The following is a 19,212-nucleotide window of genomic DNA, read 5'->3' on the forward strand; positions in this document are numbered from 1 at the left end:
TAGGCGAGCCGCAGGCTCAGACCAGCACCAGGTCGTCAACGTGAACAACTTCACGGTCATATCCGCGGCCCAGCGCCTTGCCCAGCTCCTTGGTGGACCGTCCCAGCATCTGGGGCAGTTCCGCGGCGGAATAGTTGACCAGGCCGCGGGCAATGACGGTGCCGTCGGCACTGACGATTTCGACGGCGTCGCCCGCCTCAAAATCGCCGTCCACCGCGGAGATGCCGGCCGGAAGCAGCGAAGTGCGGCGGTGGCGCACTGCCTTGACGGCGCCGTCGTCGAGAATCAGCCTGCCATGCACGGAGGCAAGGTGCTCAAGCCACAGCAGCCGGACCGGCTTGCGGGCGCCATTGACCTTGAACCAGGTGCCAACGTCCTCGCCGGCCAGGGCGGCGGCAGCGTTGGCGGTGGACGTGACCAGGGCATGGATCCCTGAACCGGCCGCGATGGTGGCGGCTTCCACTTTGGTGGTCATGCCGCCGGTTCCGACGCCGGCTTTGCCTGCCTTGCCGATGGTGACGCCGTCGAGGTCATGCGGACCTTCCACGAGCGGAATCCGCTTGGCACCGTGCGACGGCGGACCGTCATACAGGGAGTCGACGTCGGAGAGCAGCACCAGCGCGTCGGCGCGGACCAGGTGGGCCACCAGGGCCGCAAGGCGGTCGTTGTCACCGAAACGGATCTCGTGCGTGGCCACGGTGTCGTTTTCGTTGACCACCGGAACGACGCCAAGGTTGAGGAGCCGGTCCAGGGCACGGAAGGCGTTGGTGTGCTGGCTCCGGCGCATCAGGTCATCGGCGGTGAGCAGCACCTGGCTGACGGTCACGCCATGGGCACCGAACGCCTGGGTGTAACGGGCCATGAGCAGTCCCTGGCCCACGCTGGCCGCAGCCTGCTGCGTAGCCAGGTCCCGTGGCCGCTTGGCGAGACCCAGCGGTGCCAGGCCGGCCGCGATGGCGCCGGAAGACACCAGGATGATCTCCGTCCCGGAGTTCCGCTTGGCTGCCAGCGCATCAGCGAGGGCGGTCAGCGATTCTTCCGAGATGCCGCCCTTGATGCTGGTCAGCGACGATGAGCCGACCTTAACAACAATCCTGCGGGCATCCGAGAGCACACTACGGTCCGCGGCGCGCTTCCGCGGGACCGCGGAGACGGAGCTACTGGTCATCTTCTGCGCCCAGTCCACTCTCCTTGAGCGGCGTGGCAGCGCGGCGGCTGCTGACCGATTCGGTCCAGATCCCGGCCTTGCGCTCGGCTTCGAGCTCGGCGCGGGCGGCGGCCTTGGCATCCTTGCGTTCCTGCTGCTCGTCACGCTTCTGGCCACGGGTGGGGCGGTCGCCGACGTCCGCGAAACGGATATCCGTGCCACGCGGTGATGCGAGCATTTCGGCTCCGGCCATCATGGTGGGCTCCCAGTCGAAGACGACGCCGTCGTCCTCGCCGACCACGACTGCGTCGCCCGGCTTGGCGCCCTGCTTGAACAGTTCGTTTTCGACGCCGAGCTTGGCCAGACGGTCGGCGAGGTAGCCGATGGCTTCCTCGTTGGTGAAGTCGGTCTGCTTGACCCAGCGGACAGGCTTGTCGCCCAGGACGCGGAAGAGCGGTTCGAGGTTCTTTTCCTCGCGGCGGATCTTGAAGCCGGACTCGTTGACGGCGCGGGGCCGCAGGATGGGCGGCTGGACCTTGGGCGGGGCGGCCGCGAGGGCGGCACGGGCGGCCTGGACGATTTCCGCCATGGCGAAGCCCAGCTGGCGGAGACCCTCGTGGCTGGTGGCCGAGATCTCGAAGACCCGGTAGCCGCGTGACTCGAGTTCGGGGCGGACGAATTCAGCCATGTCCTTGCCGTCCGGGAGGTCCACCTTGTTCAGTGCGACCAGGCGCGGACGGTGGTTCAGCGGAACCACTTCGCCGTCGGCACCCGCGTAGCTCATGTCTACGGAGTACTTGTCCAGTTCGGCCTCGATGATGGCCAGGTCTGCCAGTGGGTCGCGGTCCGATTCCAGCGTGCCGCAGTCGAGCACGTGTACCAGGGCGGCGCAACGCTCCACGTGGCGCAGGAAGTGGTGGCCAAGGCCCTTGCCTTCGCTGGCGCCCTCGATGAGGCCCGGAACGTCTGCAATGGTGAAGCGGACATCGCCGGACTGGACAACACCCAGGTTCGGGATCAGCGTGGTGAAGGGGTAGTCGGCGATCTTGGGCCGCGCGGCGGACATGGCCGCGATCAGGCTGGATTTGCCGGCAGAGGGGAAACCCACCAGCGCGATGTCGGCGATGGACTTCAGTTCCAGCACAATGTCACGGGCGTCACCCTCGATGCCCAGCAGGGCGAAGCCCGGGGCACGGCGCTTCTGCGAGGACAGCGATGCGTTACCCAGGCCGCCCTGGCCGCCTGCGGCCGCCACGTATTCTGCGCCTTCGCCGACCAGGTCTGCCAGGACGGTGCCGTCCTTGGATTTGACCACGGTGCCGTCGGGCACGGGCAGGATGAGGGTCTCGCCGCTCTTGCCGCCGCGCCAGTCGCCCATGCCGGACCCGCCGTTGGTGGCGTGGCGGTGCGGGGAGTGGTGGTAGTCGAGCAGGGTAGTGGTCTGGTGGTCAACGCGCAGGATTACGTTGCCGCCGTCGCCGCCGTTACCGCCGTCGGGTCCGCCCAGTGGGATGAACTTCTCCCGGTGGACAGAGACACAGCCGTGGCCGCCGGTACCGCCGGATACGTGCAGTACTACCCGGTCTACAAAGCTCGCCACGTGGATCTCCTCAGTGCTGTTTCCTGGACGCCCAAGGGCGCCAAGACGATTGTAATGCGGTTAAAAGAACAGTGGAGCGGACCAAAATGGCCCGCTCCACCGCTTCAGAACTATTTGTTACTCTGCAGCTGCAGCAGCAACGATGTTGACAACGCGGCGACCGCGGCGGGTGCCGAACTGGACGGCTCCCGGAGCCAGTGCGAACAGTGTGTCGTCGCCGCCACGTCCAACGCCGGCGCCCGGGTGGAAGTGGGTGCCACGCTGGCGGACGATGATCTCGCCTGCGGAAACTACCTGGCCGCCGAAGCGCTTGACGCCGAGGTACTGGGCGTTGGAGTCACGACCGTTGCGAGTGGAACTCGCGCCTTTTTTATGTGCCATTTGAAATGCCTGCCTTTAAATTCTGGGGAATCTGCTGAAGAACCTGAACAGTAACGAAGAGTTACTTGATACCCGTGATCTTGACCTTGGTCAATTCCTGACGGTGACCCTGGCGCTTCTTGTAACCGGTCTTGTTCTTGAACTTCTGGATGACGATCTTCGGACCACGGAGGTCTTCGAGGATCTCAGCCGTAACCGTTACCTTGGCCAGGTCCGCAGCAGCAGAGGTGACTTTGTCACCGTCTACCAGGAGCAGTGCGGGCAACTCAAAGGTGCTGCCGGCTCCACCGGGGACGCGGTTCAGGGTAACGAAGTCTCCAACGGAAACCTTCTCTTGGCGGCCGCCTGCGCGGACAATCGCGTACACCACTTGGGAACTCACTTCTCTCGACGTTTATTACTAAATTTGCGTGCTGAACCCTGTTCCATAATTGGCTGGGTTCTCGCTGTGCCTCAACGCCGTGGGGTCGTAACCCAAGTGTTGGCGTAAGCACCGAAGATCTAGAATACGCTAATTTTGCCTTCGGCCGCAAATGAGGCTGGTTACGGCAGGTTGTCTGTGATAGGACCCACAAGCAGGTACTGCACTGACAATCCAAAACCGTGCCTGACTATCGTACAGGCCGCACGGGCCGTAGCCTGTCAGGAATGAATTCGCGGCGCGTCGAAGAATTCCACCTCGAACCGGCACGACTGCCTGAAAGCCACGAGCATTGCCGCCCGTTCATCCGCGGATGCACTCCGGCCGGCGTCGTCAGCCAAGGCGATCGCCTCGCGGGTGGCCTGGGCGAAGTCCTCGTCAGCATAGGCCCGAAGCCAGTCGGCATAAGGATGTACTGCCGGTGCACCCGCAGCCACGAACTCCGCGTGGAGGGTCTGTCCCACTTCGGCATACAACCAGAAGCACGGCAGTACAGCCGCCACGAGGACCGCGTAGCTGCCGGAGGCCGAGGCCGCCAGCAGGTGGTCCACATAGGACTTGGTGACAGGTCCAAGGACTGAGTCCACAGTCCTGGTGCTTAGCCACGTGCGGTGTAGTTCGGACTCGACCTCTAGGCATTGCTGGGCCGACTTTGCCCAGAACAGCTGGGCGGCTTCCGTGGGCGCCAGCGCGCTGGCCCGGGCGAGGACCCGCGAATAGCCGTTGAGGTAGATGGCGTCCTGGGCGAGGTAATAGGCGAACTGTTCCTCAGCCAATGTGCCGGCCGCCAGGTCGCGGATGAAATCCAGCCCGTAGATGGCTGCAAGATCCGGCTCCGACGCCCGGCGCAGCGTCTGCGCGAACTCGCCGGCTGCCGGAACCTGTTGCATGTGGTGGAAGTGGTTGATGGGGCCGTTGCCCGCGCCCACCTCAAGTTGGTCAGCGGCCTGCAGCGCGCCCACCAGCCAGGGCTTCACTTGCCGTAATGCGGCTTCCCAGTCCCCCAGCCGGGCGTGAGCCGTGGCCATGGCCGATGACAGCGAGCAGCCGGTGCCGTGGCTGTTGCGGGTGGGGATCCTGTCCCCCATTACCTCCACCACCTCCTGGGCGAGGAGCCCGGCAGCGTTGACCAGGGCATCCGGGCACGCACCGCCGTCGAGATGGCCGCCCTTGACCAGGACGGTGGCACCGGTCGCGGCGGACAACCGCTGCCCCTGCCCGAGCGCGTCGTGCCATTCCCTCGCCTGCGGCTCCCCCACCAGGATGGCCAGTTCGGCCAGGTTGGGGGTGATCAGGTCCGCGAGCGGGAGCAGCTCCCGCAGGGCCGCCTCGGCAGACTCCTGCAGCAGCCGGTCGCCGCTCGTGGCCACCATCACCGGATCAAGAACGACGACGGCGGGACGCACCATTTCCAGCCAGTCGCGGACCACGCCTATCACCGCAGCGTCGCCCAGCATGCCGATCTTGACCGCGTCGATGGTGATGTCATCGCTGATGGCATCGAGCTGCTGGCCCAGGAAGGACGCAGGCGGGACGTGAACCGCCTGGACCCCCTGGGTGTTTTGGACCGTCAGCGCGGTGATGGCCGCCATGCCGTAGCCGCCAAGGGCAGCAATGCTTTTGAGGTCGGCCTGGACGCCCGCGCCCCCTGAAGGGTCCGATCCGGCAATGGACAGCACCCGCGGAACGTCACGCAGCATCTGGACCGCAGAAGAGCGGCCTGGTGCGGGCCGGACCTCAGCCCGGGTTGCTGTGGTTTCCGGCAGAGCCGCCACGGGTGTTGCAGGGGGAAGGACAGAAGTTGAAGCCAAAGGAGACATCCCTTCGCCGGTGCTAACCGGACAGGTTCAACGGGTGTGGATCTCAGCCGGCTCTCTGCGCGGCACCCCGTGTCAGTCACCAGCCTAGCGTTCCTCGCGACTTAACGCCGGACGCCCGGACGCAGCCTGTGATTCACAGGCACGTCCGGGCGCCGTTGTATTGGCTTGCCCTACTGCTTGGTCAGAGCTCCGAGGCCGGAACTCCTACGCCCAGGATGATGGGCGCGTTGGCGGCAACCGGTTTGTCAGCCACAGGAGCCTTGACGGGCTCCGGCGCCTTGGCGGCGTGGGTGTGTCCGGCGGCAGCCGCCGGAGCGGCTTCGTGATGCTCTACGGACGTGGCGTTGGCTGCGCCCTGGGCACGGCTGGCACTCCGGTTCCGCCGGGGACGGCGGGCGCGGGGCTCCTCGGTGTGGTCGGAGTAATCCTTCTCCGCCGCGGCTGGCTGCTGCTGGCGGGCAGGTTCGGCCGCCCGGCTTTCAGTTGCTTGGACTGCCGACGGCGTGCTTTCCGCTACAGGAGCCGGCTCACCAAGGTGGGCGAAGGCCTCCGCGAGGCGGTCCAGTGTCAGGGCAGGTGCGTGCGGCTGGTCATCGTGGTGCGCAACGAACGGAAGCACCACCTGCTCGCCGCCGAATGTCAGCACTGCGGCCGGGCGGCCGTTGGAGTCTGTTTCGGACTGCCCAACCGGAGCCGGCACCGGAGCCGCAGGCTGCCGGCCCGCGGCAGCTGATGCGTGAGCCACCTCGTCGTCGTGCAGGTGCGCAGCGTGGGCTGCGGCCGCAATGTTCGCAAGCGCTGCCCGCGTGGCCTCCGCCTTCGCATGGCGCTCGGCGTCACTGGGTTCCGGGTGGATCTGCACCGGAGCTGCCGGTGCCATTTCCAGCGGCTGGCCGCCCCGTCCGCGGCGGCGCTTCCGGTCAGTGCGGCCACCCGGCTGGCTGTCCGGGCGCTGGCTGTCAGTCCGCACGCTATCGGTGCGCTGGGCTTCGGGGCGGCTGTCAACCCGCTGCAGGTGGTGCTCCGCGGCTACGATGTTGGCTCGGCGGTGTTCCACGGGGTCGTCGTGGGTGACAATTCCGCGGCCTGCACAGGTTTCACACTGCTCCCCGAAGACTTCCAGGAGCCCGGTGCCCATGCGCTTGCGCGTCATCTGCACGAGGCCCAGCGAGGTCACTTCGGCCACCTGGTGCTTGGTCCGGTCGCGGCCCAGGCATTCCACCATGCGGCGGAGGACCAGGTCGCGGTTGGATTCGAGGACCATGTCGATGAAGTCGATGACGATGATGCCGCCGATGTCGCGGAGCCGGAGCTGCCGGACCACTTCTTCAGCTGCCTCGAGGTTGTTCTTGGTGACGGTTTCCTCGAGGTTGCCGCCGCTGCCGGTGAACTTGCCGGTATTGACGTCCACCACGGTCATGGCTTCGGTGCGGTCGATGACCAGCGAGCCGCCCGAAGGCAGGAAGACCTTGCGTTCCAGGGCCTTGTGGATCTGCTCATCGATCCGCCACGCAGCGAAGATGTCCTGGTCCTTGGTCCACTTTTCCAGGCGGCCCACGAGGTCCGGGGCCACGTAGGTGACGTAGGCCTCGATGGTGTCCCAGGCCTCTTCACCGGAGACGATCAGCTTGGAGAAGTCCTCGTTGAAGACGTCACGGACCACCTTGATGGTGAGGTCAGGTTCGCCGTAGAGCAGTTCCGGCGCGAGGATCTTGGTGGACGTGGACTGGCTTTCGATGCCCTCCCACTGCGCGCGCAGCCGGTTGATGTCGTGCGTGAGCTCCTCTTCCGAGGCGCCCTCGGCAGCGGTGCGGACGATGACGCCTGCGTGCTCCGGGAGGCGGTCCTTGAGGATGCGCTTGAGGCGGTTGCGCTCGACGTCGGGCAGTTTGCGGGAGATTCCGGTCATGGAGCCGCCGGGCACATAGACCAGGTAGCGGCCGGGCAGCGAGATCTGGCTGGTCAGGCGTGCACCCTTGTGGCCCACGGGATCCTTGGTGACCTGGACCAGGACGGTGTCGCCGGACTTGAGCGCGTTTTCGATCCGGCGCTGCTTGCCTTCGAGGTTAACGGCTTCCCAGTTCACTTCACCGGCATACAGGACGGCGTTGCGGCCGCGTCCGATGTCAACAAACGCCGCTTCCATGGACGGCAGGACGTTCTGCACCTTGCCGAGGTAGACGTTGCCGATCAGGGAGTCCTGCTGGGTCTTGGAGACAAAGTGCTCGGCCAGGACGCCGTCCTCGAGGACGCCGATCTGGATTCTGTCGTCGCGCTGGCGGACGATCATCTGCCGGTCAACTGATTCGCGGCGGGCCAGGAACTCGGCCTCGGTGATGACGGTGCGGCGGCGGCCGGTGTCGCGGGATTCGCGGCGGCGCTGCTTCTTGGCTTCGAGGCGGGTGGAGCCCTTGACGGACGTGACGCGGTTGTTGACCGGCGCTTCGGTCGCGGCGCGCGGCGCGCGGACGCGGGTCACCGTGTTGGGCGGGTCGTCGCCTTCTCCTCCGGTCAGTTCCAGATCCTGGTCGCCACGGCGGCGGCGACGGCGACGACGGGACGTCACGCCCTCATCGGCCTGCCCGGCGGACGCCTCATCGGTTTCTTCGGCTGCGCCTTCGTCGCCTTCGCTATCACCGTCAGCATCACTTTCGCCTGTGCGGCTGCGACCACGGCGACCACGGCTGCGGCGCCTGCGGCGGCCGTTGGCGTCGTCCGCTTCGCCTTCTTCGACGTCGTCCTCTTCCGGCTCTTCAACCACGGCAGCAACCGGCGCGGGGCGGACCACGGTGCTGAGGTCGGGGGCCTGGAAAAGCACCGATGTGGTGGACGCCGGCTCAAGGAACAGTGAACTGAACGGGCTGGCAGTCTCAGCAGCAGCAGCCGGTTCTTCAGCCGGCGCGGCGGCAGCGTTGACCGGGGCAGCGTTGACGGGGGCGACGGCGGCTGCTGCGGGCGCGGCGGCCTCTGCAGCGGCGACTTCCCCTGCTTCCGGGGCCGGCGTTGCCGCAGTTTCAGTGGCTGCCTGTTCCGGAGCCGTTTGGTCGACGGCCGCGGGAGCTACGTCGGGGGCCGAAGTTTTGCGCGTGGCCACGCGGCGGCGGCGGACAGGCTTGGTCTCCGCTGCAGCCTCAGGGGCTGCGGTTTCGGTCTCGGGTTCGACGGCGGCGGCGGGCTTTACGACGGTCTCGGTAACAACGGCGGCAGGTGCCTCCAGAACCTCAGCAGCGAAGGCCGGCAAGGGTTCGGCGGCGACCACCGTCTTACGTGCGCGGGTCCGGCGAACCGGCGTCTTGGGTTCCGGAGCGGTATCCGTCGCAGGCTCAGCTTCGGCGGCGTCATTCACCGGTACGGCCTCTGCGGCCTTCGGCACTGCCTTCCGACGCGTCCGGGTGACCTTCTTGGGCGCTACCGCAGCCTCGGCGACGGCTTCATCATTAACGGCTGGTGCTTGTTCGTTTTCCATATGTGGCAACACTCCTGCCCCTGACGTACCGCCACATCCGGCACCCATTGGGGCACATATTGTCAAAACCCGCAGGCGTTGACAGAAGTCAAGTGGATACTCCCAGGTTCGCACCGGCAGAGGGGTGCGGCAGCCCGTGGGAGCCGTCGGCTGTGTCCTGAAACCCGTTGTTCTACACGCCACAACCAGGTGCCGACCAATGGAATTGCGGGAAGCCGGATCAGAGAATCCGAAGCCTGCCCTGCTCATCATTGGCGGTCTTGAAACAAGCCACCGGACCGGAGTCCGAATGTGGGTCGGCCTCCAGCCATGTTCATTCTCTCACACCCGGGCTGAAAGACGGCGGAACCAGGGGCAACGGATCAGGACGTGAGGGCGCTGACTGAGTGCTTCTTCCAGTCACCGGCGTTACAATCGGGGCAAGGAGCACCCGAAGCAAAGGACGCCACACACCATGCCCAGCATTTCCTCCCACGGCACCGACACGCCGGCTGCAGCCCCTGCCGCGGAGCCGTTGCCCGCCACGCCCGGGACTGTGCCGCCGATGGCACGTAACCGGCCCCTCGGCTGGCTGATGGTCATCACCGGCGCCATCGGCTGGCTGGCCTCGGGAACGCTGGTCCTGGAAAAGCTCGCCGTCCTCGAGGACCCGAATCACGTAACGGCCTGCGACGTTAATCCGTGGATCTCCTGCGGCCAGGTCATGCAGACGTGGCAGAGCTCGGCGTTCGGGTTCCCCAACATGTTTATTGGCATCGTCGCGTTCGCCGTCATCATCACAGTGGGCATGGCCCTGCTCTCCGGCGCCACGTTCGCACGCTGGTACTGGGCAGGACTCCAGGCCGGCGTGACGCTCGGCTTCGCGTTTGTGGTGTGGCTCTGGTACCAGGCACTTTACGACATCCACATCCTGTGCCCGTTCTGCATGATCGTCTGGGCCGCGATGATCCCGCTCTTCGTCTGGGTAACCATCCGCAACGTCGTCCACGGCATCATCCCTGTCCCGACAGGTGCGGCACGGGTGCTGGGCGAATCGGGCTGGATCATCACCGCGCTGCTGTACGTGGCGGTCATCGCCACCATCTTTTTCGCCTTCATCCAGGTGTTTGCCGGAACGTCGGGCTTCTAACCCGAACCCCGCACAAAACGCACAAAAAGCACCAACGGACAAGCGCGAACGGACACTTGAGGCCCCGGTTTCCCGGGGCCTCAAGTGTCCGTTCGCGCTGTTCGCGGGTGGACGTTAGTCCTGGAACCAGATCTTGATTTCGCGCTCGGCCGAGTCCATGGAGTCGGAGCCGTGGACCAGGTTCTGCTGGACCTTCAGGCCCCAGTCGCGGCCGAAATCGCCACGGATGGTGCCGGGAGCCGCAGTGGTGGGATCCGTAGTACCGGCCAGTGACCGGAAGCCTTCAATGACGCGGTGACCTTCGAAGATCGCGGCCACCACCGGTCCGCTGAGCATGAATTCAACGAGGGGCTCGTAGAACGGCTTGCCCACGTGTTCTTCGTAGTGCTGCTCCAGCAGTTCCCGGCTGGCGTCAACCTTCTTCAGTTCGGCGAGGGTGTAGCCTTTGGCCTCGATGCGGCCCAGGATGGCGCCGCTGAGGTTGCGGGCAACGCCGTCGGGCTTGATCAGTACCAGGGTGCGCTCAATGGTCATAGCTGCTCCAATGCGTAATGGGTGGTTTCGGGACAATTCTACGAGGCTTCCGGGGTGTCCCCGTGCGACGCGTTCCACTCGGCCTGGTCGCGTTCGCGCTTTGCGGCTTCGGAATCGATCCGGATGCCGGTGCGGATTCCATACCACCAGGCCAGGCCGAACAGCGCGCCAACCAGGAACATCATGGGCTCAACGATGCCGGTCAGGATCAGCACAATCTGCAGGATCCAGCCCAGTCCCACGCCCCAGGGCTTGGACAGCACCGCGCAGGCCAGGATCATCACTACGCTCAGTGCGATGCCGATGCCCAGGATCAGCGCCGGCGGAAACTCGCCGCGCCTGAGTCCAAAGACGGCCAGCGTTGCAAAGAACACCACAAACGCTTCAAGCAGCAGGACGGTGGAGGCAAACATCACTTTGGTGGACCGGCGCTTCTTGGGCATTCCCGGGCGCCATTCGCGCTGCGCTTTGGTCAGCTTCGCCACGGCTAGGCCTCCGTCTTTCCGAGCAGGATCCGGGCTTCCGCCACTAGGGTGATGGACCCCGTGACCAGGACGCCGCCGGAAAGGTCATCGTTGGCTTCGGCGCGTTCCACGGCCCATTCAAGGGCGTCGTCGAGCTTCTCCGCGATGTGGATGTTGTCCTCGCCGAAGCCCATTTCCACGGCCAGTTCAGCCAGTTCGGCCGCAGGCACTGCCCGTGGCGAGTTGGACTGGGTGAAGCAGTATTCCTGGGCGATGTCGCCCAAGGATTCCTTGAGCTGGCGCAGGATCTCTTCGGCATCCTTCTCCTTCAGGACTCCGACCACCGGCACCAGCCGGGTGAAAGTGAAGGCCTCCTGGATGGCCTCGGCCGAGACCCTGATGCCGTCCGGGTTGTGGGCCGCGTCCACGATGATGGTGGGCGCGGTGCGGACAACCTCCAGGCGACCAGGGGACGTGACGGATGCGAACGCTTCCTGGAGCACCTCGGCGTCAAGTTCCTTCTCGCCGCCGAAGAAGGCCTCAAGGGCTGCCACTGCCACGGCTGCGTTCTGGGCCTGGTGCGCGCCGTGCAGCGGCAGCAGCAGTTCAGGGTACCGGCCGGCGATGCCCTGGATACTCACCACCTGGCCGCCCACGGCAACCGTCCGGGATTCGACGCCGAACTCCACGCCTTCAAACCGGAACGGGACTCCCACGTCCTTGGCTTTCTCGAGCAGCACCTGCGCGGCATCAACGGGCTGCGAGGCACTGATGAGGTAACCGCCGGGCTTGATGATGCCGGCCTTCTCGTACGCAATCTCCTCGGTGGTATCGCCCAGCAGGTCGGTGTGGTCCAGGGAAATGGGGGTGACCACGGAAACCAGGCCGTCGCCCACGTTGGTGGCATCGGTGATGCCGCCCAGACCCACCTCGATCACGGCCACGTTGACCGGCTGGTCCGCGAAGATCGCGAAGCCCAGGATGGTCAGGCACTCGAAGTAGGTGAGCCGGGGCTCCCCCGCCGCTGTGAGTTCGTCGTCGACGATCTGCAGGTACGGGCGGATCTCGTCCCAGATCCGGACAAACGTTTCGTCAGAGACGGGGTGGCCGTCGATGCTGATCCGCTCGGTGACCTTGGACAGGTGCGGGCTGGTGTAGCGGCCGGTACTCAGGCCGTGCGCGCGCAGCCCGGCCTCGATCATCCGGGCCGTGGAGGTCTTGCCGTTGGTGCCCGTCACATGGATGATCGGGAACGCCTTGTTGGGCTCACCCAGCACGTCCATGGCCCGGAACAGCGGCGCAAGACGCGGCTCCATCTTGTTTTCCGGCGCACGCCCCAGCAGCTCGGCGTAGACACTTTCCACGGAGAATTCGTCAGTCATGGCTCAGCCCTCTGCTTTTTCGACGGTGATGCGTGGTTCGCCTGACTCAGCCGGAACTGTGGCCAGCTCCAGGGTCAGGGTTTCGGTCTTGACCAGCTCGGCGTTTGCCAGCAGTGCCTCCAGCACGGTGGGAACGGCCGTGACGGTGGTGCGGATCCGGTCGCTCACATTCAGTGCGGCGTCCTTGCGTGCCTGCTGGATGGCGCGGACCATGTCACGTGCAGTCCCTTCGGCCTCAAGTTCGGGCGTGACCTCGGTGTTGAGCACCACAAAGCCGCCTCCGGGCAATACTGCGACAGCAGACGATGCAGCAGCCGAACCGCCCTCTGCCCCTGCCACCACGGTCTCCAGGGTGTACTCCTGGGATTCCAGCTCCAGGCCTCCGGCGATGACCACTCCGGCGTCAGAAACCGACCAGTCGCCGGACTTGGCGCCCTTGATGGCCTGCTGGACGTTCTTGCCCAGGCGCGGTCCCGCGGCGCGTGCGTTGACCACGAGCTTCTGCTCGATGCCGAACTCCTCCGGGGAGGCGCTCTCGGCGTCCAGCAGGCGCACGGAGCGCAGGTTCAGTTCATCGGCGACGACGGCGGCGAAGCCTCCCAGCGCATCCGCGCCGGGTGCCACAACGGTCAGTTCCTGCAGCGGCAGGCGGACGCGCAGGTTGGCGGCTTTGCGCAGCGAGGATCCGGTGGAGCAGATCTGCTGCACGCGGTCCATCGCTTCCACCAGCGACGCGTCGGCCGGGAACAGGTCCGCGTCCGGCCAGTCGGCCAGGTGCACGGAGCGTCCGCCGGTGAGGCCGCGCCAGATCTCCTCGGAGACCAGCGGCAGCAGCGACGCGGCCACGCGGGACACGGTCTCCAGCGCGGTGTACAGCGCGTCGAAGGCGTCAGCGCTCTCGTCAAAGAAGCGCTGGCGGCTGCGGCGGACGTACCAGTTCGTGAGCATGTCCAGGTAGCTGCGCAGTTCATCGCACGCGCCGGAGATGTCGTAGCTGTCCAGCTGGGCGGTCATGTTGCGGACCAGGTCACCGGTGTTCGCCAGCAAGTACTGGTCCAGGGTGTCGGCGTACCCGTCGTAGCGGAGCTTCGCGTCGTAACCCTTACCGCCGTCGGATGCGTTCGTGTACAGCGTGAAGAAGCTGTACACGTTCCACAGGGGCAGGATGACCTGGCGGACGCCGTCGCGGATTCCCTGTTCGGTTACCACCAGGTTGCCGCCCCGCAGGATGGGGCTGGACATCAGGAACCAGCGCATGGCGTCGGAGCCGTCACGGTCCAGGACCTCGGAGACATCCGGGTAGTTGCGCAGGCTCTTGGACATCTTCTGCCCGTCCGAGCCCAGCACGATGCCGTGGCTGATGACGTTTCGGAACGCCGGACGGTCAAACAGCGCCGTGGACAGGATGTGCAGCATGTAGAACCAGCCACGGGTCTGGCCGATGTACTCCACGATGAAGTCCGCGGGGTTGTGCGTGTCGAACCAGGCTTCGTTCTGGAACGGGTAATGCACCTGGCCGTAGGGCATGGAGCCGGAGTCGAACCAGACGTCCAGGACGTCCTCGACGCGGCGCATCACGGACTGGCCCTCTGCGGGGGTCCGCGGATCGTCCGGGTTGGGGCGGGTCAGTTCGTCGATGAACGGGCGGTGCAGGTCAACCTGGCCGGCCTTGTTCAGCGGCAGGCGGCCGAAATCGGCCTCGATTTCCGCGAGGGAGCCGTAGACGTCGGTGCGCGGGAATTCCGGGTCGCTGGACTGCCACACGGGGATGGGGCTGCCCCAGTAGCGGTTGCGGCTGATGGACCAGTCGCGGGCGTTGGCCAGCCACTTGCCGAACTGGCCGTCCTTGACGTTCCCGGGGATCCAGTTGATGTCCTGGTTCAGTTCGGACATGCGGTCCTTGAACTTGGTGACTTCGACGTACCAGGAGGACACTGCGCGGTAGATCAGGGGGTTGCGGCAGCGCCAGCAGTGCGGGTAGCTGTGCTCGTAGCTGGCCTGGCGGACCAGCCGGCCCTGGGCGCGCAGCACCTGGGTGATGGGCTTGTTGGCCTCGAACACCTGAAGCCCGGCGATGTCGTGCAGGTCGCCGTGGCTGAACAGCGGCAGGAACTTGGCACCTTCGTCCACGGACAGGACCACCGGGATGCCGGCCTCTTCACAGACCTTCTGGTCGTCTTCACCGTAGGCGGGCGCCTGGTGGACGATGCCGGTGCCGTCGGTGGTTGTGACGTAGTCGGCCACGAGGAAGCGCCAGGCGTTCTGCGTCCCGTACTTTTCGTCGTCGCTGAAGTCGTTCCACAGCGGCTGGTAGGCCAGGCCCTCAAGGTCGGCGCCGGTGTGGGTTGACGTCACGGCAGCCTCGGCGGAGTCCGCATCCTCATAGCCCAGGTCCTTAGCGTACGCGGCCAGCAGGTCCGCGGCCAGGAGGAAACTGCCGGTGACGGGCGCGTCCGGCGAAGCGGCCTTGACGCCGTTGGGTCCGGCGGGGAGTACGGCGTAGGTGATGGAAGGCCCGACGGCGAGCGCCAGGTTAGTGGGCAGCGTCCAGGGCGTGGTGGTCCAGGCGAGCGCCTGGACGCCGGCGAGCTGCTTCGACAGCGCCGACTCCCCTGCCGTGATAGGGAACGTCACCGTGACAGTCTGGTCCTGGCGGTTCTTGTAGACGTCGTCGTCCATGCGGAGCTCATGGTTGGACAGCGGCGTCTCGTCCTTCCAGCAGTACGGCAGCACACGGTAGCCGTTGTACGTCAGGCCTTTTTCGTGCAGCTGCTTGAACGCCCACAGGACCGATTCCATGTATTCGACGTTGAGCGTCTTGTAATCGTTGTCGAAGTCCACCCAGCGGGCCTGGCGGGTGACGTAGCTCTTCCACTCATCGGCGTACTTCATCACGGAGGCACGGCAGGCGTCGTTGAACTTATCGATGCCCATGGCCTCGATCTGGGTCTTGTCCGTCATGCCCAGCTGCTTCATGGCTTCCAGTTCAGCCGGCAGTCCGTGGGTGTCCCAGCCGAAGCGGCGTTCCACGCGGCGGCCGCGCTGTGTCTGGTAGCGGCCCACGAGGTCCTTGGCGTACCCGGTCAGGAGGTGGCCGTAGTGCGGCAGGCCGTTGGCGAAGGGAGGTCCGTCGTAGAAGACGAATTCGTTGCTGCCGGGCTGCCCACCGGGGGCGTCGGCGCTGCGCTGGTCGATGCTGGCCTGGAAGGTGCCGTCCTGGTCCCAGTACTTCAGGATGCGCTCTTCGATCTCCGGAAACTTCACGGAAGCAGAGACACCGGCGGCAGCGCCGCTCGAAACTGCAGCCGAAGGGGAAGCTGAGGCTTTGGGGTAATACGTCATTCTCGACATCCTGGGTTGAGCTGGTGAACCACTCAGCCGTTGCTGGATGGTTCCGTTCAGGATGCGAGGACGGCTCGTATGCTGTCCTGGGACTGCACGCTTACCGCGGTACCACCTCACTTACCGGCACTCCACCATGCTCCGGGGGAAGCTTGTTGGTGCGCGGGCCGCTCATTACTGCTGTGACGGGCTTACCCGTCCGGTTCTACCGGCCCTGGCGCATGCTGATCCTTGCGCCGGGGCGTTCTTCCGGAAGCTCACCGGTGATGGCCGGGTCAAAGCTGATACGACGATGTTACCGGAGAAGTCACTGCGTTTCACTGCACAGCGCGGTCCGCCGGGAAGCGAAACGCAGTGACGGCGGCTGAGCGCCCGGGCCGTACTAGAAGCCGCGCGGCAGTTTCATCCCGGCAGCAGCCATGACATCGCGGACCCGGTCCGGGTAGTCGGTAATGATCCCGTCAACGCCGGTGTCGATCAGCGCCCGCATGGTGGGCTGGTCATCGACGGTCCACGGGATGACCTGCATCCCGGCAGCGTGCGCACGTTCCACCATGTCCGCGGTGACGTAGGGGACGTAGCCCGGATCGGTAACTTTGCCGTTCTGCGGGGTGCCGTGCACGGGAGAGACGGCGTCGAAGCCGAGGGAGGACGCTGCAGCGATGAGGTCGCCGCCAAAGTCGTCGGCGTCAATCCCGCCAAGCCACGGCGAGCTGCCCGGCTGCCCGGCCTGGAGGAAGTCCTTGTTGGTCAGGGCCACGGTGCGGATCTGCGGGTCGCGCTGCTGGACGAGGCGCAGGGAGCCCCAGTCGAAGCTCTGGATGGAGACGCGGCTCTGCATCTGGGCGTCGTTGATTTCCCGGAGGGCGACGTCGATGAACTGCTCGCGCGGGGCGGTTTCCGCCGGAGCGCCGGCTTCGACCTTCGTTTCAATGTTGAACTTCACCTGGCTGGCGCGGTGGGCGTCGGCGAGCTCAAAAACCTCGGCCAGAGTCGGCATCTTGGCGCCGGGAGACGCCGTCTGGCCCGGGAACTGCGGCTGGGTGAGCGAACCGCAGTCCAGGCTTCGGACCTGTTCGAAGGTCAGGTCCTTGACGTACTTGCCCACATAGGGGAACTGCGGATCGTTCGGCGTGACCGGCGCGGTATCGAGGCACTTCTTGTTGCTGATCTTGCGGTCGTGCGTGATGACTTCGCGGCCGTCCTTGGTGATCTGGAGGTCAAGTTCCAGGGTGGACACGCCGGTCTCGAGGCCCTTGGCGAAGGACGCCAGGGTGGATTCGACGGTCAGGCCGAGTCCGCCGCGGTGGGCCTGTAGATCAAAATGGTTGTCTGTGCCGTTGGGGTTCGTGTCAGCGGCTTGGGCCTGGACCGAGGTAGTGAGGAGCAGGGCTGCGCTGAGTACGGCAGCGCCAAGCTTCATCGGGGTGCGCATAGGAAGGAATCTCCACTCTGGTGGTGTGCAGTTTGCGCCTGCTACAGTGCCGTCCTGCGGCCAACGTCATGCCACAGCGGGCTGGCCGGAGTGCGACTGGACGGTAAACGTTGGGCTTCATCGCAAAGCCGATCCAATCAACGGGCGACGCCAGGGCGGCGACTCTTTAGACTCGTGCCATGACAGTCTCCCGGGCGACTTGTTCCGTTCCCTGATGGGCCATCGTGCACACCACGGCTGGCTGTGGTCTGCTGGCCTGGTTGCGGCACCTGTTGTGGTGGTGTCCTGGTTCCGCGCCGTTCCGGCGCCGTGGCCGCCGCTTGTGGTACAGGTAGTGGCCTTTACGCCGTGGCTGGCATTCCTCGCCGCGGCCGCGGTGTTGCTGGCACTGCCCGGCCGGCGTGCCTGGGCTATCCTGTCGGCGGCAATCCTGCTGATCGCACAGCTTATCTGGCTGTTCCCGCCGGAAGTGTTCCTGGCCCGTCAGGGAGGGTACCCCCAGGTCCGGGGGCCGGATGCTCCAGCCGCGGCGAAGCTGACAGTCATGAACCTCAATGCCCGGCTCGGAGGTGCTGATAGCGACGCCATCGTCCGGCTGGTCCAGGACCACCAGGTTGATCTGCTGACGGTCCAGGAGCACAGCCTGGAGTTGGAGAAGCGGCTGGCGCGTGCGGACCTGGGCAGCGTGCTTCCCCACCGTGTGTCCCATCCCCGGAGTGGAGCGGCCGGCAGCGCCGTCTACTCGTCATTCCGGCTAAAGGAGGTGGGACTGGTCCCTGACACAGCATTCAGTATGCCGGTTGTCCGGCTTGAGACCAGTGACCCGGGCGCCGGCGCCGGCCTGACGGTCATCAATGTGCACACGCACGCGCCCGTGGACATTGCCGTTCATCAATGGCGACGTGACCTTACAGCTGTGGCCCGGGCAAGCAGCGGAGCCGGTCCTACGCTTCTGGCGGGCGATTTCAACGCGACATATGACCACTGGGAATTCCGCGCGATGCTGGACGGGGCCGGCGGCGGCCGGAAACTGGTGGACGTTGCAACCGCGTTGGGCAGCCGGCTCATCCCCACCTGGCCGATGCGGGATTACCGCCTTCCCGGCGTGACTCTGGACCATTTGGTGACCAGCCCGGACATTTCAAGTTCGGGTTACTCGGTCCACCCGGTCAACGGTACCGACCACGCTGCAGTGATCGCCACCCTGGAGATCCAGCTTCCCTAACCCTTGCGGATCAGCTTGTGCGTGGCCGCCTGCGCAACGGGCCGGATCACGATCTGGTCCAGGTTGACATGGTGCGGCGCGCTGACGGCGTAGCGCACCACGTCGGCGACGTCGGCTGCGGTCAGGGGCTTCTCCACGCCCTGGTAAACCTTCTCCGCGGCGTCCTGGTCACCAAAGCGGTTGAGCGCGAACTCTTCGGTGCGGACAAGGCCCGGGGCTACCTCGATGACGCGGATGTTGTGCTCCGCCTCTTCCAGCCGGAGGGCACCGGTCAGTGCGTGCTGGGCAAACTTGGCGGCGTTGTAGCCGCCGCCGCCCTCGTAGGCCACCAGTCCGGCGGTCGACGTCAGGTTCAGGACAGTTCCTTCGCCGGTGGCGCGGAGCATCGGCAGGAACGCCCGGGTGAGCTTCACGGTGCCGAGGACGTTGACCCGGAACATCCATTCCCAGTCCTCGGTGTTGGCCTCGCCCACCAGGTCAGCACCCCGGGCCCCGCCGGCGATGTTGATGAGCGTCCCCACGCCGCCGGCTTCGGTGACGCGGGCAAGGAGCCTGGCGACGTCGTCGTCCTCGGTGATGTCAGCGGGAATTCCGACGGCGCCTGTTTCAGCTTCCAGCGCGGCCAGCCGTTCGGCGCGGCGTGCCACAGCGAATACCGTCCAGCCTTCCGCCCGCAATGCCCGCACGGTCGCCTCGCCGATGCCGGTGCTGGCGCCGGTGACCACGGCCGCCCTGTTCTGGGGTGAATCGCTTTGTGATGCCTGGTTCTGTGCTGTTGCGTTCCGTGAGTCCTCAGTCATGGCACCACCCTAACGGCAGAGCAGCTACCGGTGCTTGAGTATGAACTTTCCGCGGTTGTGCCCATC

The 19,212-nt window shown here is 65.8% G+C and carries 14 protein-coding genes and 1 riboswitch; of the genes, 2 read left to right on the forward strand and 12 right to left on the reverse strand.

All coding sequences use genetic code 11. The features are described from left to right. Positions 1 to 16 precede the first annotated feature (16 nt). The 6 genes from proB to ACVWY0_RS10795 form a co-directional block, all read right to left on the reverse strand. Positions 17 to 1,168 (reverse strand): glutamate 5-kinase, encoded by a 1,152-nt coding sequence (proB, locus tag ACVWY0_RS10770; RefSeq protein WP_248760284.1) that lies wholly within the window; start codon positions 1,166 to 1,168, stop codon positions 17 to 19. Further along, complete coding sequence (gene obgE, locus ACVWY0_RS10775) at positions 1,158 to 2,747, reverse strand: GTPase ObgE (RefSeq protein ID WP_485836688.1); 1,590 nt, start codon at positions 2,745 to 2,747, stop codon at positions 1,158 to 1,160. The genes proB and obgE overlap by 11 nt, the downstream gene beginning before the upstream one ends. 117 nt (positions 2,748 to 2,864) lie before the next feature. Then, a complete protein-coding gene (rpmA, locus tag ACVWY0_RS10780; RefSeq protein WP_056340543.1) occupies positions 2,865 to 3,128 on the reverse strand; it encodes a 50S ribosomal protein L27 in 264 nt (87 codons plus the stop codon). Positions 3,129 to 3,189: 61 nt separating this feature from the next. Continuing rightward, the gene (gene rplU, locus ACVWY0_RS10785; protein ID WP_018773353.1) at positions 3,190 to 3,498 is read right to left on the reverse strand and encodes a 50S ribosomal protein L21; all 309 of its coding nucleotides are present in this window, start codon (positions 3,496 to 3,498) and stop codon (positions 3,190 to 3,192) included. Between the two features lie 272 nt (positions 3,499 to 3,770). Further along, complete coding sequence (gene thiD, locus ACVWY0_RS10790; protein WP_485836689.1) at positions 3,771 to 5,369, reverse strand: bifunctional hydroxymethylpyrimidine kinase/phosphomethylpyrimidine kinase; 1,599 nt, start codon at positions 5,367 to 5,369, stop codon at positions 3,771 to 3,773. Then, a riboswitch (TPP riboswitch) is annotated at positions 5,352 to 5,449 on the reverse strand. (Overlaps the previous gene by 18 nt.) A gap of 101 nt (positions 5,450 to 5,550) precedes the next feature. Further along, entirely contained in the window at positions 5,551 to 8,835 is a 3,285-nt protein-coding gene (locus ACVWY0_RS10795; RefSeq protein ID WP_485836690.1) for an Rne/Rng family ribonuclease, read from the reverse strand. Positions 8,836 to 9,289: 454 nt separating this feature from the next. On the opposite strand from ACVWY0_RS10795, the gene ACVWY0_RS10800 reads away from it, so the two are divergent. After that, entirely contained in the window at positions 9,290 to 9,964 is a 675-nt protein-coding gene (locus ACVWY0_RS10800) for a vitamin K epoxide reductase family protein (protein WP_485836691.1), read from the forward strand. Between the two features lie 114 nt (positions 9,965 to 10,078). Here the strand turns inward: ACVWY0_RS10800 and ndk are convergent, their stop codons facing one another. The 5 genes from ndk to ACVWY0_RS10825 form a co-directional block, all read right to left on the reverse strand. Further along, positions 10,079 to 10,498 carry a nucleoside-diphosphate kinase gene (gene ndk, locus ACVWY0_RS10805; RefSeq protein WP_485836692.1) on the reverse strand — a complete coding sequence of 140 codons (420 nt, stop codon included), beginning with the start codon at positions 10,496 to 10,498 and terminating at the stop codon, positions 10,079 to 10,081. Between the two features lie 38 nt (positions 10,499 to 10,536). Then, positions 10,537 to 10,983 (reverse strand): DUF4233 domain-containing protein, encoded by a 447-nt coding sequence (locus ACVWY0_RS10810; RefSeq protein WP_111909021.1) that lies wholly within the window; start codon positions 10,981 to 10,983, stop codon positions 10,537 to 10,539. A 2-nt stretch (positions 10,984 to 10,985) separates the two neighbouring features. Then, positions 10,986 to 12,344, reverse strand: coding sequence for a bifunctional folylpolyglutamate synthase/dihydrofolate synthase (locus ACVWY0_RS10815; RefSeq protein ID WP_485836693.1), 1,359 nt, complete (start codon positions 12,342 to 12,344; stop codon positions 10,986 to 10,988). Positions 12,345 to 12,347: 3 nt separating this feature from the next. Then, positions 12,348 to 15,686, reverse strand: coding sequence for an isoleucine--tRNA ligase (gene ileS, locus ACVWY0_RS10820; RefSeq protein WP_485836694.1), 3,339 nt, complete (start codon positions 15,684 to 15,686; stop codon positions 12,348 to 12,350). Between the two features lie 382 nt (positions 15,687 to 16,068). After that, the gene (locus ACVWY0_RS10825; RefSeq protein ID WP_485836695.1) at positions 16,069 to 17,121 is read right to left on the reverse strand and encodes a glycerophosphodiester phosphodiesterase; all 1,053 of its coding nucleotides are present in this window, start codon (positions 17,119 to 17,121) and stop codon (positions 16,069 to 16,071) included. A gap of 214 nt (positions 17,122 to 17,335) precedes the next feature. Here ACVWY0_RS10825 and ACVWY0_RS10830 point away from each other — a divergent pair, with 214 nt between their 5' ends. Next, a complete protein-coding gene (locus tag ACVWY0_RS10830) occupies positions 17,336 to 18,346 on the forward strand; it encodes an endonuclease/exonuclease/phosphatase family protein (protein ID WP_485836696.1) in 1,011 nt (336 codons plus the stop codon). Here ACVWY0_RS10830 and ACVWY0_RS10835 read toward each other — a convergent pair. Then, complete coding sequence (locus ACVWY0_RS10835; protein WP_485836697.1) at positions 18,343 to 19,146, reverse strand: SDR family oxidoreductase; 804 nt, start codon at positions 19,144 to 19,146, stop codon at positions 18,343 to 18,345. The two genes, ACVWY0_RS10830 and ACVWY0_RS10835, sit on opposite strands and share 4 nt — an antisense overlap. Between the last annotated feature and the right edge of the window lie 66 nt (positions 19,147 to 19,212).

This window comes from Arthrobacter sp. UYNi723 (assembly GCF_054057635.1).

Excerpts from the sequence above, each read along its gene's own strand:
- ileS (WP_485836694.1), bottom strand. The coding sequence starts at position 15,686 with ATGACGTATTACCCCAAAGCCTCAGCTTCCCCTTCGGCTGCAGTTTCG.
- thiD (WP_485836689.1), bottom strand. The coding sequence starts at position 5,369 with ATGTCTCCTTTGGCTTCAACTTCTGTCCTTCCCCCTGCAACACCCGTG.
- ACVWY0_RS10815 (WP_485836693.1), bottom strand. The coding sequence starts at position 12,344 with ATGACTGACGAATTCTCCGTGGAAAGTGTCTACGCCGAGCTGCTGGGG.
- proB (WP_248760284.1), bottom strand. The coding sequence starts at position 1,168 with ATGACCAGTAGCTCCGTCTCCGCGGTCCCGCGGAAGCGCGCCGCGGAC.
- ACVWY0_RS10830 (WP_485836696.1), top strand. The coding sequence starts at position 17,336 with ATGGGCCATCGTGCACACCACGGCTGGCTGTGGTCTGCTGGCCTGGTT.
- rpmA (WP_056340543.1), bottom strand. The coding sequence starts at position 3,128 with ATGGCACATAAAAAAGGCGCGAGTTCCACTCGCAACGGTCGTGACTCC.
- ACVWY0_RS10835 (WP_485836697.1), bottom strand. The coding sequence starts at position 19,146 with ATGACTGAGGACTCACGGAACGCAACAGCACAGAACCAGGCATCACAA.
- ACVWY0_RS10825 (WP_485836695.1), bottom strand. The coding sequence starts at position 17,121 with ATGCGCACCCCGATGAAGCTTGGCGCTGCCGTACTCAGCGCAGCCCTG.
- ndk (WP_485836692.1), bottom strand. The coding sequence starts at position 10,498 with ATGACCATTGAGCGCACCCTGGTACTGATCAAGCCCGACGGCGTTGCC.
- ACVWY0_RS10795 (WP_485836690.1), bottom strand. The coding sequence starts at position 8,835 with ATGGAAAACGAACAAGCACCAGCCGTTAATGATGAAGCCGTCGCCGAG.
- ACVWY0_RS10800 (WP_485836691.1), top strand. The coding sequence starts at position 9,290 with ATGCCCAGCATTTCCTCCCACGGCACCGACACGCCGGCTGCAGCCCCT.